12 protein-coding genes are annotated in these 14648 nt (G+C 45.7%); 10 read left to right on the top strand and 2 right to left on the bottom strand.

The genetic code is table 11. The annotated features are described in order from the left end of the window. Both YC6258_RS24295 and rpsT read right to left on the bottom strand, forming a co-directional pair. Positions 1-906 carry a LysR family transcriptional regulator gene (locus tag YC6258_RS24295; RefSeq protein ID WP_044619177.1) on the bottom strand — a complete coding sequence of 302 codons (906 nt, stop codon included), beginning with the start codon at positions 904-906 and terminating at the stop codon, positions 1-3. A gap of 131 nt (positions 907-1037) precedes the next feature. Next, positions 1038-1307 carry a 30S ribosomal protein S20 gene (gene rpsT, locus YC6258_RS24290; protein WP_044619176.1) on the bottom strand — a complete coding sequence of 90 codons (270 nt, stop codon included), beginning with the start codon at positions 1305-1307 and terminating at the stop codon, positions 1038-1040. 153 nt (positions 1308-1460) lie between these two features. Here rpsT and murJ point away from each other — a divergent pair, with 153 nt between their 5' ends. The 10 genes from murJ to YC6258_RS24240 all read left to right on the top strand — a co-directional run bounded on the left by murJ (position 1461) and on the right by YC6258_RS24240 (position 14613). Then, positions 1461-3026 carry a murein biosynthesis integral membrane protein MurJ gene (murJ, locus tag YC6258_RS24285; RefSeq protein ID WP_082070876.1) on the top strand — a complete coding sequence of 522 codons (1566 nt, stop codon included), beginning with the start codon at positions 1461-1463 and terminating at the stop codon, positions 3024-3026. Between the two features lie 55 nt (positions 3027-3081). Further along, positions 3082-4020 (top strand): bifunctional riboflavin kinase/FAD synthetase, encoded by a 939-nt coding sequence (gene ribF / locus YC6258_RS24280; RefSeq protein WP_044619174.1) that lies wholly within the window; start codon positions 3082-3084, stop codon positions 4018-4020. Between the two features lie 5 nt (positions 4021-4025). Then, positions 4026-6833: an isoleucine--tRNA ligase gene (gene ileS / locus YC6258_RS24275; protein WP_044619173.1), complete on the top strand. Its 2808-nt coding sequence runs from the start codon at positions 4026-4028 to the stop codon at positions 6831-6833. 24 nt (positions 6834-6857) lie between these two features. Further along, complete coding sequence (gene fkpB, locus YC6258_RS24270) at positions 6858-7295, top strand: FKBP-type peptidyl-prolyl cis-trans isomerase (protein ID WP_342670616.1); 438 nt, start codon at positions 6858-6860, stop codon at positions 7293-7295. A gap of 3 nt (positions 7296-7298) precedes the next feature. Further along, positions 7299-8246 carry a 4-hydroxy-3-methylbut-2-enyl diphosphate reductase gene (gene ispH / locus YC6258_RS24265; RefSeq protein ID WP_044619171.1) on the top strand — a complete coding sequence of 316 codons (948 nt, stop codon included), beginning with the start codon at positions 7299-7301 and terminating at the stop codon, positions 8244-8246. Positions 8247-8375: 129 nt separating this feature from the next. Next, entirely contained in the window at positions 8376-8852 is a 477-nt protein-coding gene (locus YC6258_RS27710) for a GspH/FimT family pseudopilin (protein ID WP_052830549.1), read from the top strand. Positions 8853-8858: 6 nt separating this feature from the next. Continuing rightward, positions 8859-9371: a PilV family protein gene (locus YC6258_RS27705; protein ID WP_052830548.1), complete on the top strand. Its 513-nt coding sequence runs from the start codon at positions 8859-8861 to the stop codon at positions 9369-9371. A 9-nt stretch (positions 9372-9380) separates the two neighbouring features. Further along, entirely contained in the window at positions 9381-10361 is a 981-nt protein-coding gene (locus YC6258_RS24250) for a PilW family protein (RefSeq protein ID WP_044619170.1), read from the top strand. Between the two features lie 11 nt (positions 10362-10372). After that, complete coding sequence (locus YC6258_RS24245) at positions 10373-10900, top strand: pilus assembly PilX family protein (protein ID WP_044619169.1); 528 nt, start codon at positions 10373-10375, stop codon at positions 10898-10900. Further along, positions 10897-14613, top strand: coding sequence for a pilus assembly protein (locus YC6258_RS24240; protein ID WP_044619168.1), 3717 nt, complete (start codon positions 10897-10899; stop codon positions 14611-14613). Before YC6258_RS24245 ends, YC6258_RS24240 begins: the two co-directional genes overlap by 4 nt. The last annotated feature ends 35 nt before the right edge of the window (positions 14614-14648 follow it).

The following is a 14648-nucleotide window of genomic DNA, read 5'->3' as shown; positions in this document are numbered from 1 at the left end:
CTATTCAATCAGAGACTTGCTGGATAATCTCTTTATAAACCACTCCAATGCTTTTCCGTTGTTATCTTTTCTCCAGGCAAGTAGTAACTTTCCCTGAGATGTTCGGTTGTCCGCTGTTTGTATTTCAACCAGGGAGCCATTTTCGAGTTCGTTCTGAATTCTGAACTTTGGAAGATAACCTATTCCCAGGCCAGCTACTTGGGCTTTTATTTTTTCTGTCATCCCGGGAACATAGAAATGTCTTTCCTGGTGACTTAGTCCTGCTGACATGGTTTGGGTCTTTGTGGTGGAGTCGGGAATGACAACCACTGGAAACTTAGATAGCTCTTGGTGTGCAACCGGCTGAGGATAGGTTGTCAGTGGATGATTTTGAGCCACAGCAAGGGTAAATTCCATGTCGCCGATTTCCTTTGTTTCCAAGTGATCGGTGTCTAGTGGTAGCCCTATTCGGGGGGCTATTAGCAGATTGGCATGATTGTTTTGAATGCTTTCCCATGAACCTGAAAGGGATTCTTCTTTCAGTTTTACTCTGACAAAAGGGGCGACATCCTGAAATTCTTTAATAACCGGGAATAGTTGGGCAATGTCTATAGTGGTGTCAAATACGACGGTGAAGACCACTTCCCAGCCGTCGGCGACCTGCTTTGCATTTGTTGCCAACATATCCAGTTGGTCGAGTATTTTTTGTCCTTCCCTGAGTAATAGTTTTGCTGCATCTGTCATCTGGGCTTTGTGCCCACTTCTGTCAAATAGCGCCAGGTTCAGGTCTTGCTCGACTTTTTGGATGGTGTATGTGAGTGCTGATGGGACCTTATTGAGCGCTTCTGCTGCAGCTGCAAAGCTTCCGTGTCTGTCAATGGCCTTGAGGGCGCGAAGAATGTCCAGGGTGATTGGATTGTGTGGCATTGATATGAGCTAAATGGCTTAAAGGAAAGCTATAATAATAACCCATTGCCAGTTTAAAGATAGGCTGTCACTTGAAAACAGAAAAAGACCGGCATGCCGGTCTTTTTCAACAATACCTGAAATGTGTGCGATTAAGCAGCTTTCAGGGACTTTATATGTGCGTTTAAACGAGCTTTGGTGCGCGATACTTTGTTAGGGCTCAAAATGCCTTTGCGGGCCATTTTGTCCAAAACAGGTTGTGCAGCAGTAAAAGCCTGTGTAGCCGCATCATAATCATTGCCTTCGATTTGGGCTTCTACTTTTTTGACGTAGGTACGCACCATGGATCGCAGGCTGGCATTATGGGCGCGACGCTTAATGGCCTGACGAGCGCGTTTACGAGATCCAGCTGAGTTTGCCACGATCTGGCTCCTTGGGAATATCAGTTAGTTAAAAAGAGGGCGCGATTCTATTGATGCTTTCGGTTCTTGTCAAATAAGATTAAGTTCTTTTAACGCGGAGCATTTCGGTTACACTTCGCGGCTCGTCTTGGTACTCAGAAATGGAATCGCTCATTGGTTAATACTAATAACTCACCATCAACTCGAAAGGGGCTTTTCAGGTCTACAGTAGCAGTTGGTGTGGGGACGCTCAGCTCAAGGGTACTGGGGCTGGTAAGGGATGTCGTAATTGGCCATATATTTGGAGCGGGAGGTCAGGTCGACGCTTTTCTGATTGCCTTTAAGATCCCTAATTTCTTGCGCCGATTATTTGCTGAAGGCGCATTTTCGCAAGCATTTATTCCGGTTTTGGCGGAAGTGAAGAAAGAATCAGGGTTGTCTGGAGTGCGTGATTTGATGGCGCATATATCTGCATGGCTTGGTTTGTGGCTGCTTTTGGTTACCACCCTGCTGATCGTTCTGGCTCCCTATGTGGCGATTATTTTTGCGCCAGGTTTTTGGTATCACGGAGATCTTGTCAAGCTGGCACAAACCACCGCTACGATTCGTTTGGTATCTCCCTACCTGTTTTTTATTTCCATGACCGCCTTGTGTGGTGCGGTATTAAATACATATGGCAACTTTGCTATACCGGCCTTCACGCCGGTCTTGCTTAATGTTTGTTTGATATTTTTTGCCGTGTTCGGCTCTTCCTGGTTTGAGCCACCCATTCAAAGTCTTGCAATTGCAGTGCTTGTAGCGGGTCTGGCTCAGCTGTTATTTCAGCAACCTTCTCTTTACCGGCTTAATGTGTTTGTCAGACCGAAGCTGTCATTTCAGCATGATGGGGTTCGTAAGGTAGCCAGACTTATGGTTCCAGCCTTGTTGGGGGTGTCGGTCAGTCAGATAAATCTGCTGTTGGATACGGTGCTTGCATCTTTGCTGGTTGATGGCAGTGTATCCTGGCTTTATTACTCTGATAGATTGTCAGAGTTGCCCCTGGGGGTGATTGGTATTGCTATCGCAACGGTTGTCTTGCCAGTATTGAGTAATACTCACATGGCGCAGGATAGTGATCAGTTTCGGGCGACTTTGGGTTGGGCTATTAAGCTCGTGGTGTTCCTGGGGTTGCCTGCATCGGCGGCGCTGTTTTATTTATCAGAACCATTAATCGCCACGATTTTCTATCATGGTGAAATGGACTTTCATTCCGTTGAGATGTCTTCGTTGTCTTTAAGGGCTTATTCCTTAGGTTTGCTGGCCTTCATGTTGATCAAGGTGCTGGCTCCTGGTTTTTATTCCAGGCAGGAGATGAAGACTCCGGTAAAAATAGCGATCTGGTCAATGATTTTGAATATGGTGTTTAACCTGATGCTGGTGTATTGGTTAAAACATGTGGGGCTTGCCCTGGCCACCGCATTGTCGGCATGGTTCAACGCAGGTGCCCTGTACTGGTTTTTGCGCCGGGATATGAAGTTTTATGTTGGCCGGGATATCAGGGCCTTTCTGTTGAGAGTATTGCTGGCATGCGCGGTCATGATAGGGTTTCTGTATCTGCTCTTGCCTGCCCCGCTGTTCTGGCAGACTCAGTCTATTTATGCTCGTGTTTATGCGGTTTCTGGTATGGTTTGTGTGGGAATATGTGTGTATTTTGCAGCAGTATGGGCTTTTGGTATCAGATTTCATCATCTGAAACGCTGAAATTGGTGCCGGCTTTACATATAATCCGCCTTCCCCCGATTCTCTCAGGTAAATAATGGAAATCATACGAGGTCTACATAATTTAAGAGCGCGCCATAAAGGTTGTGTGCTCACAATCGGGAATTTTGATGGAGTACATCGGGGGCATCAGCAGATACTCAGATCCACTGTTGTGACGGCTCGGGATCTCCATGTGAAATCCGTGGTTATGATTTTTGAGCCTCAGGCCAAAGAGTTTTTTGACCCTACAGGGGCTCCTGCTCGTCTGACAGGCTTTCGTGACAAAGTATCCTTGATGGAAAAAACGGGCGTGGACTGTGTGCTTGTGATCAATTTCAACGCCCGCTTCCGAGCTTTGACGGCTAAAGCGTTTGTAGACGATGTTTTAGTTGGACGATTGGGGATTAAGAGCCTGATCGTGGGAGACGATTTTCGTTTTGGGTGTGACCGCAGTGGTAATTTCGAGTTTCTCAAGCAAATGAGTATAGAGCATGCGTTCGAAATCAAGGACCACTCTACTTTTTTGAGCAATGATGGCCGGATCAGTAGTACTCTGGTACGGGACAAGCTGGCCCAGGGGTGCCTGACCGAAGCGTCTGCATTATTGGGGTGGGATTATTCCATTTCCGGGAAAGTGATTCATGGTGCCAAACTTGGCCGCACGATTGGGGTCCCAACCGCTAATCTCCAGGTGAATGGATATAAATCCGCTCTGGAGGGTGTGTTTCAGGTTGATTTGAAGCTGAGAGGAAGCACTTATTATGGTGTGGCAAATATTGGTCCCAAACCAACCCGGGATATCCATCATCCAAATTTAGAGGTTCACATCTTTGATTTTGATGAAGAAATATATGGTGAGCACTTAACCATCGTGTTTCGTCATTGGCTGAGAGCCGTAAAAAAATTTGCCAACATCGATGAACTGAAAATACAGATTCAAGAAGATATCGCCCAGGCGCGACAACTTATAACCGCAGAAAGAGTAACCAGATAAAGATCATGACCGATTACAAGTCGACTTTGAACCTGCCAAAGACAAGTTTCCCTATGAAAGCCAGCCTTCCTCAGCGCGAACCGGCTACGTTGAAGAGATGGCAGCAAATTGAGTTGTATCAGAAAATCCGGAATATCAGTGCCGGACGACCAAAGTTCATTCTTCATGATGGTCCTCCTTATGCCAATGGTGACTTGCATTTGGGGCATGCGGTTAACAAGATACTTAAAGATTTTATTATTAAATCCCGTAGTGTTGCCGGATTTGATGCTCCTTATGTACCTGGCTGGGATTGTCATGGCCTGCCGATCGAGCACAAGGTCGAGACAATGATCGGTAAAGCCGGGGATAAAGTTGATTACGAGACTTTCAGAAATGAGTGTCGTAAGTATGCTTACAAACAGATTGAGCGCCAGAAAAAGGGCTTTATCCGCATGGGAGTGTTCGGCAGTTGGGATAAGCCTTATCTGACCATGGATTATCAGACAGAAGCGGACATTATTCGTGCTCTTGGGCGCATAGCTGCAAGTGGGCACTTACAAAAAGGATATAAGCCGGTTTATTGGAGTGTTGTTGGTGGATCTGCTCTGGCTGAAGCAGAAGTGGAGTACCACGACAAGGTATCCACACAGCTCGATGTGGCATACCCCGCATTAGACAGGAAAGCTGTCTTTGACAAATTTAAGGTTGATGAAGCAGCAGATGCCGCTATCGTCATCTGGACGACAACACCGTGGACACTGCCTGCTTCACTGGCATTATCGGTAGGTGGCGATATTACCTATGTGTTGGTTCGAACTGATCATGGTCTGTTGATCGTAGCGAAGGAACTGGCTGAGTCGTTTAAGTCGAGAATCGGGGATGGACCGTTTGATGTTCTGGCAGAATGTCAGGGACAGGCATTGGAAGGATTGAAGTTCAAACATCCGTTCTATAATCGTGAAATACCTGTTCTGCTAGGCGACCATGTCACACTGGATGCCGGTACTGGTATTGTGCATACTGCGCCCGATCACGGTATGGAGGATTTTGCCGTTTGTAATAAATACGGTATCGAGACAATCAATCCTCTGAATGACAATGGCACATATCGTGACAATGTAGAGCTCTTCGCGGGAGAACACGTCTATAAAGTCGACGATCATATTGTGGAAGTTCTTCAGCAGAATGGTGTGCTGTTGAGTGTCGGTAAGCTGACTCACAGTTACGCTCATTGTTGGAGAACCAAAACCCCTCTTATTTACCGTGCCACACCTCAGTGGTTTATTTCCATGGATAAAGCTGGGCTCAAGCAACAGGCCATGGATGCGATCAAACAGATCCGTTGGGTGCCTGCATGGGGCCAGAATCGTATTGAAGCCATGGTAGAGCAGAGCCCCGACTGGTGTATTTCCAGACAAAGAACGTGGGGTGTGCCCATTGCCTTTTTTGTCCATAAGAACACAGGTGAATTGCATCCGGAAACGTCCAGGTTGATAGAGGACGTTGCACAGCGAGTGGAGAAAGAGGGGATTAATGCCTGGTGGAAAATAGAGCCACAGGAATTGCTCGGAGCTGAAGCTGATCAGTATGAGAAAGTCACTGATACACTGGATGTCTGGTTTGACTCCGGAGTGACTCATGATGCAGTACTTCGTAAACGGGAGGAATTGGGACAGTTTCCGGCAGATATATATCTGGAAGGTTCTGACCAGCACCGCGGATGGTTCCAGTCTTCATTGAAAACCTCTATTGCAATGAATGGTGTTGCTCCGTACAAGCAGGTATTGACGCACGGTTTCACCATTGATGAGAAAGGCTACAAAATGTCCAAGTCTTTGGGCAATGGTATCGAGCCACAGGAAGTCATGGACACTTTAGGTGCAGACATCCTGCGTTTGTGGATTGCCGCGACTGACTACAGTGGTGACATGACTGCGTCTCAGGAAATTCTCAAGCGTACTGCTGACTCGTATCGCCGCATTCGTAATACCAGTCGTTTCCTATTGTCCAATCTTGAGGGTTTTGAGCCAGCAAAAGATTTGGTAAGCGATAAAGACTTGTTGAGTCTGGATCGTTGGATACTGCGTCGTACTGCGAAATTGCAGAGAGAAATCCAGAAATCGTATGAAAACTATCAGTTTTTGCATGTATATCAAAAGGTTCATAACTTCTGTGTGCTGGAGCTGGGTGGTTTTTATCTGGATATCATTAAGGACCGTCAATACACCATGCCGTCTGAGAGTGTGGGGCGACGCAGCTGTCAGACCGCCATGTACCATATCATTGAAGCTATGGTGCGCTGGATTTGCCCAATTTTGAGCTTTACGGCAGAGGAAATCTGGACCTATATTCCAGGTGAGAGATCTGAGTCGATATTTCTGGAAACCTATTACGAGCCCATCCTGGACTTTTCTGAAGATCCGGATATGGACGAGGCCTACTGGCAGAACATTATTGACGTCAAAGCAGCTGTCAACAAGGTGATTGAAGCGGCCCGTAATGACGGAAAAGTAGGGGGTAATTTACAGGCGGTCGTACATCTATACTGTGATGACCAATTTGCCGCTGACCTTGGTAAGCTTGGGGAAGAATTCCGCTTTGTTACGATGACTTCCGAGGCCCATATTCACCCATTGACAGAGGCCCCAGCTGATGCAGTCAGTACTGATATCGATGGTTTGAAGATCTCTATTCATGCGTCATCGCATGCCAAGTGCGTACGCTGTTATCACCATCGTGAAGATGTCGGGCAGCATACTGATCACCCGGAAGTATGTGGGCGTTGTGTTGAGAATATTGACGGGGCGGGTGAAATCCGTCGTTATGCCTGATCTCAGAATGAATGAGAGGTGGATGTGAAAGTTGGTCCAAATACCAGAGTGACATTGCATTTTGCCATTCGTCTACCGGACGGCGCAGAGGTGGACTCCAATTTTGGGGGGAAGCCAGCAGAGTTTAATGTCGGGGATGGGAACCTGTTGCCTGGATTTGAGGAAAGTTTGTTTGGCATGACGGCTGGGGAACGTCGTTGTATGTCGATTCCTCCAGAAAAGGGTTTTGGAATGCCGAACCCTCAAAACCTGCAGCAGTTTCAGAGAAGCCAGTTTGATGAGCAAATGGAAATACGACCTGGTCTGGTTATTTCCTTCTCTGATGCAGCCAACTCGGAATTACCCGGAGTGGTTAAAGAAGTTAATGAAGATAGTGTTGTGGTGGATTTCAATCATCCCTTATCTGGTAAAACCCTGGAGTTTGATGTGGAAATTCTGCGGGTCTGTGAGTCAGGTCAATAGCCTATGAAATTGATGTTAGCCAACCCACGGGGATTCTGCGCCGGAGTTGACCGGGCAATTGATATTGTCAATCGCGCCCTGGATTTGTTCGGAAGCCCTTTGTATGTTCGTCATGAAGTGGTTCATAACCGCTTTGTTGTTGATGGCTTGCGTGAGCGTGGTGCGGTGTTTGTCGACGAGTTGGACGAAGTACCCGATGATCATATTGTCATTTTCAGTGCTCATGGCGTGTCTCAGGCTGTTCGCCGTCAGGCTGAACAGCGTGGCCTGAAAGTATTTGATGCCACCTGCCCACTGGTGACCAAGGTTCATCTGGAGGTGGCGAAGTACAGCAAAGAGGGAATGGAGTGCATTTTGATCGGCCATAAAGGACATCCGGAAGTTGAAGGAACAATGGGGCAGTACGATGATGGCAATGGCGGAGCAATATATTTGGTAGAGTCTGAACAGGATGTTGCCAGAATGACGGTCAAAAACCCCTCTCGCTTGGCTTATGTGACACAGACCACGCTGTCAATGGATGACACGGCCAAGGTTATCGATGCCTTGAGAATACGTTTTCCGGAGATCCATGGACCGCGTAAAGATGATATTTGCTATGCCACTCAAAACCGCCAGGATGCGGTTAAGACGCTTGCTCAGCATTGTGACCTGGTGCTGGTTGTAGGTTCCACTAACAGCTCTAACTCAAATCGTCTTCGCGAACTGGCAGAAAGAATGGGTTGTGAGGCCTACCTGATTGACGATGCCAGTCAGATAGATCCTGCATGGCTCAACAACAAGGTGTGTGTTGGTATTACGGCGGGAGCATCTGCTCCAGAGGTGTTGGTTCGCCAGGTTATTCATGGTATTCAGCAGTATGTAGATACTGATGTCGTTCATCAAAATGGGATAGAGGAGAACATTACTTTCAGTTTGCCTAAAGAGCTGCGCCTGATTAATCAGGAATAAAAGCGAGTAACACTTCACACTTCAAATTAAACTCTTCCACTGGTCCTGCCTAACATTCCTTTCATCGGTAACTTGGCGTTGTACTGATCTGTTTAATGTATCTTATTGACAAACTTTTGGAGTTTGCCAATGAGACAAAAAAAAGACCGCGGATTTACCATTATTGAACTGATGATCACAATTGCAGTTGTTGCAATTTTGGTGACCGTGGCTGCTCCTAACATGAGTGACTTCCTTCAACGCAATCAACTGAACTCTTATGTATTTGATGTGGTTGGAGCAGTGGCCGCCACACGATCTGAAGCAGTTACCAGGGGTGAGCGTGTTTCGTTTCGATCTAAAACCAGTAGTGACTGGTCGGATGGCTGGCAGATTATCTTGAGCTTTGATGCTTCGGTGATCCGAGAGGGAGAAGGTTTTCCCCGTGATTCGTATTCGATGAACCTGACCGACAGTTCGGGAACGGCTATATATGAATTCAGCATCGACAGTCGAGGAAAGCGATCGGGGAATGGGAATTTCTCACTTCAGTTAAATGATGGGCTCGGGCACAACAAGTCTCTGTCCATTCCCGTTTATGGCTCACCGATTGCCAAGCAGGAGTGATAGATCATGAAGACTTGCTCTAAACAGTTTGGTGTCGGAATGATCGAAATTCTTGTGGCTTTGCTGGTTATTACAATCGGCCTGGTGGGCGCTACAGGAATGAATGCTGTGGGCCTTAAAAACAGTGTCACTTCAATGCACCGTTCCAATGCTATGTTTCTGGCTAACTCCATCGCTGAAAAAATCAGAAGTACCGGTCCCAACAGTATATATGTCAATTTATCTACTCCAAGTAATCAGAGCTGTAATGGTACATCGGTTAGCTGTACTACCGATCAACTGGTGACATTTTATAAGTCAGAGTGGTTGTGCCAATTGGGAGCTGGTGGAAGTGTCTGTAAGGATAATCTTATGGTCGATGGCATTTTATCTGATGCCACAGGCAAGATAACTTTGCTGGCAGACCAGACCTACCAGGTTGAGATCACCTTCAGAGACACTATCGCATTCAATTCCGACGGCTCCAGAGATGCTGACGGTGCCCTTGTCACGTTAACTTCCGTAATTAATCCTAACTGAAAGGTGTTTATGAACAGTAGCAGGACAAATCTGCGTGGTTTTACGCTGATCGAAATAATGATTGCATTGACATTGGGATTGATTTTAACCGCTGGTGTGATCGTGATGTTTACGGTTAATTCCTCTACACAACGAGTGGTGCAGGAGAATTCCCGCTTACAGGAAAATGCAAGATTTGCGCTCAACGAAATAATGCTGAAATTACGAATGGTGAATTTCAGCGGCTGCAATTCCAATATTGATTTTTCCAATACAAAAGAATTTCTGAATACGGCTGATATCAGTGCCAGTAAAGCCTTTTATAACGATATTGCCAGCAATGGCATGATGAACGTTTACAAAGATTCCATTGGCTTGCCGGCAGCTATCAGTTCGGACAATGCCATTACTGAAGATATCAGTGGTATTCAATCTGACATGCTGGTGATTCGTGGAGTTGATGATCAGGGGGCTCAATTAATGACCGCCCAAAGTGGCGGAACCGATGGTGATATTCAAATTGCGAACACCGGATATGTTGCAAAAGAAGACACGTTGTTTATTGCAGATTGTGAGAAAACTGCGTTATTTCAAGCAGGAAATGTCAGTAACTCAGCAAGCACGTCGACCATTTCTCTAAGTCAACCAATATCAAATACAGATATTTTTTATGATGATGCAATCCTGTATCAGTATCAGGTCAATATTTTCTATGTTGGCAATTCCGATATAAAAAACTCCAAAGGACAGCCTATTCCAACCCTTTATCAGAAAACCAACAGTGATGATCCTTTCGAACTTGCACAAGGTATTTCTGATCTGAATTTCAGTTTTGGCATTGATACTGATGATGATGGCAAGCCAAATAAATTTGTAAATGCTGATGAAGTGAGTGCTTCGGAGTGGATAAAGGTAACGGTTATCAAAGTACAGGTAACTGCAGTTCCGATTGAAGATATTGGAATGAGGACTGGACGGGTTTTCTTTGCCACAGTGAGCTTGCGAAATTAGGGGATGTAAACATGCGACGATCTCAGCGGGGCGTTGCCCTGTTAATTGCACTGATTTTTTTGGTTGTGCTGACGCTGATTGGGTTGACATCAATGCGGACAGCTTCGCTTGAAGAGAAAATGACCTCCAACCAAAAAGACTATTATCTGGCTTTTGAAGCTGCAGAACTGGCTTTGAGGGCTGCAGAGACACAGCTATCGGGATTAACCAGTTTGAATGACTTTTCCGCCTCGCCTACCAATGGTTTGTATGCCTTTCACTCACTAAGTTCGAAAGTGTGGACGACAGTCGACTGGGATAATAATGCTATTAGTGTGACGGGGCTTGCCAAACAGACGACTGCCGAAGCCCCAAAATACATAATTGAGTTTTTAACGACAATAACGAAACCGGCCGATGATCTGAATATGGACAATGATACAGACAATAAAGTGGTTGGAGCGACATACAATATTTTCAGAATTACCGCTCGTGGTAAAAGTGGACGTGGTGGTGTCGTATTTCTTCAGGAAAACTACGGTGTGGGGGGAGTAATATGAAACGATTGTGGACATCAGCATTATTGTTGTTATGGGCTTTTCCGGCTTATGCAGGTGAAGTTCTGCTCTCCGAAAATCCTTTGGAAGTACCTGTCGGTGTTGAGCCGAATATCGTTTTTGTGATGGATGATTCCGGCAGTATGAGTTGGGATGCCATGACCCAGACTTATAGTGCCGGCGGGTTATTTATAAATAACCAGCCTGGCGAAACTAACATATCAGATGCTGGTAACATTGTTAATGCAACATATCCTAGTCGCTGGTGTTCAGATGGCATTTGTACATGCCAGCCAAATGAAAGCTGGGGTGGCGGATATAGTCTGGTTGCTGCTTTTAATGGGATAAGAAGAGATGAATGTCGTGTTGCTGCTGCCAACTCATGGCGTTTCCGCAACTCCGATTTTAATCCCATGTATTATAACCCTTCTCGCACTTACGTTCCGTGGCCCGGGCGCTCAGCGTTTACGTTTAATGGAGAACCGGTTCCTTATTCTGAGTTGATTGAAAAATTTAAACAAAGCAAGGGCATTGCCAATGATGTTCTGGTTGGGTTGGATGATCCTTATAATCCAAGGGAATGGATGGATCTGATTTCGGACAGCATCTTTTTGGATTACTACGGAAATCGTGAAAGCCCGAATGGCAATGAATTGCGCTATTACGAGTGGAAAGATACAGATAGTGATGGCTACTTTGATAACACAGATGAAATAACTGAAGTCAAAATTTCCACCCTCTCGGCGACAGAGAAAGAAAATTTTCAAAACTGGTTTAACTTCTATCGATCAAGAAAACTAGCTGCCAAGGGCGCGATAATGAATGTCCTGGAAGATATGGCTAATGTCCGTGTTGGTTATACGGTGCTTAACGGTTATTCCAATGACAGTATGTCAGTCGCCAGTATCAATGGTAGCCCTCTTTCGGTAGATAATAATAAGTACAAGCTGTTTTCGCGCATTGGTCAAACCAAGGCTGACGGTGGTACTCCGTTAAGGCAGGCTCTTTACGAAGTAGGTCAATACTTCAGTTGCTCATCAACTGATAACCGTTTTGGTAGCGGAGCATGTCCTGTTTTTACTGCCAGCGATGGTGGTATGTGTCAGAAAAATTATGTGGTTCTGTTATCAGATGGAGAGTGGTCGGGAGATTTGTCAAAGAACTTTGGCAATGTAGATCAGACAGGACGCTTTGCTGGAGACAGCTTTGCTGACGATCAGAGCAATACCTTGGCTGATCTGGCTATGTATTACTATCGCAATGACCTGCGCTCATCCTTGGATGATAAAGTTTCCATATCAGACGTTGACTATGATCGTAGTAATCTGAGTAAGGATAACCAGGATTACGTTATGCATCAGCATTTAAAAACCTATACCGTGGCATTTGGATTACCATCAGGTGTGGATGAAAACGCTATTTATGACATGTATAAAAATAACGTAACTTCATATGCCTGGGGAAACAACAAGGTTACTGATATGGTTCATGCGGCCTACAATGGCAGGGGTTTTTTCTATTCCTCCAATAACCCCGATGAACTGACACGTAGTCTGAAAAATGCCTTTATCAATATTCAAGGTGAGCAAAACGGTGCTTCTGGTATTTCTTTGAGTTCGCAATCGGTCAGCGAAGGAGAAGTGCGTTTGTTTCATGCAATGTACACCGATGATTATACCGGTGAACTGGAAGGTATTCCCTATAAAGATGGCGTTCTGGACGAGAGTGCGAAGTGGCTGGCGTCTGATCAACTTGAAGCCTTAATTGAAGATCCTCAACAGCAGCGTAATGTCTATACCTACAATCCGGAATCCCGTAAAGGGGTGGAGTTTGACTACGCTAATCTGACACAAACTCAAAAAGACTATTTTGAAACGGGCGTGTCCAGTATGACGCTTCCAGCCAGTTATAATGGCAAAATCGGTGATGAGAGGGTTCGCTATATTACCGGTGACATCAGGAACGATGATCCGGACTATATCGGTAGTAATGAGTCGATAGGACAATTACGAGACCGAAATGGATACCTGGGGGATATTGTGAACTCCACCCCAGTGTTCGTTGGCTCGCCAGCTTACTCCAAAAAGCGTGATTTTGGAGAGTTCCCGGCTGGTCAGTACAGCACTCATTATAATTCACATCGTAACCGTAAACCCATTTTATATGTCGGTGCAAATGACGGTATGTTGCATGGTTTTGACACGAGTACCGGCGATGAAAAGTTTGCCTATGTGCCAAATATTGCTATGCCAAAACTCTACGAATATACCTTGCCGACCTATAACCACCAATTTTATGTTGATGGCACTCCGGCTGTTAGCGAAGCGTATGTCGGAAACAGTTGGAAAACTATTTTGGTCGGGGGTTTAGGAGCGGGTGGAAAAGGTTACTTCGGCCTGGATGTTACAGATCCCGATAACCTGAATGAAAACAGCGTGTTGTGGGAATTTCCGGACAATTTGTCTGATCTGGATGTTGGCGGAGATCAATCCTGTCTCGGCTACAGTTTCAGCAAACCCACAATCGTCATGACTAACCAGGATGGAGCTAATGGGGAAAAACGTTGGGCCGCGATCTTCGGCAATGGTTACAACGCAGCTGAATGTGGTGGTACCGGAAAACATGAATCTGCTTTGTTTGTAGTGTTTCTGGATGGTTATAGCGCTGCCGGAGGATGGGGCGTGGAAGGTACTAACTATGTCATTATTCCAACGGGCAATGATGAGTTTACAGTTGATATCGATACCGACAATGACGGTAATAAGGAACGGGTGACTTATTCCAATGGTCTGGGAGAGCCCAGGGCCGTCGATACCAATGCTGATGGTGTCGTTGACTACATATATGCGGGTGATTATGCCGGAAATATGATGCGATTTGACTTGCGTGGAGATGTCAATCAGTGGTCATCAAAAACTCTGTTCAAAGCCAGTTACAACAGTGATCCGACCAGCGCATCTGTTGGAACATGGCAGCCGGTTGTGAATCAACCCGTCGTCATTCGCAATGATGAGGGGGGAATGGTTGTCATATTCTCCACCGGCAGTTGGATGAGTACTTCAGATGCTACTTCAAACGACATTCAATCTCTGTACGGTGTTTGGGATACGCTTAGTGACTCAGATTATCAAACTATTCTGACACCTAGCAGTCTTCAAGCACAGGAACTGAGCAATCACACAGATAGCATTGGTAACCGGCAGTACCGGACCGTAACAGACAAGTCTCTAGATTATTCGACGAACGGATATATGGGGTGGAAAATTGATTTCGACTTATGCCCATCTGCGACTGCTTGTACTAAGGAAGATAAGGGTGAGCGAATTATTCGAAGAATGGTACTGGTGGATGAAACACTATTTGGTGTCACGACGATTCCTTCTGCAAATGTGATGTGCTCTACCGGAAATGGAGGTTGGCTGTTTGCGTTTAAAGCGCTGACAGGAGGTGAGTCTCCGATAGGAACGGTTTTTGATATGAATGAAGATCAAAAATACGATGATAAAGACCAAAATAACAACCAGCAAAATGCTGCCATGACAACTGCAGGTCACGGGAATAGCGGTTCGTCGTCGGACATATTGATCTATTTCGATGAAAACGGCGCCAATATTGGAACCCAGGATAAGGGCGAGCCAACCAGCATTGGTGTGAATATTGATCTTGACGGTTTAACCGGGGAATTGTCCTGGAAAGAACTGGTGTCCGCTAACTAACGACTAAGAGGCAAATGAATATGTTTGGTTATTTC

It is taken from the genome of Gynuella sunshinyii YC6258 (genome assembly GCF_000940805.1).
In the GTDB taxonomy this organism is placed as follows: domain Bacteria; phylum Pseudomonadota; class Gammaproteobacteria; order Pseudomonadales; family Natronospirillaceae; genus Gynuella; species Gynuella sunshinyii.
The sequence above is the reverse complement of the archived record's forward strand: the minus strand, read 5'-3'. Positions and strand labels throughout refer to the sequence as shown.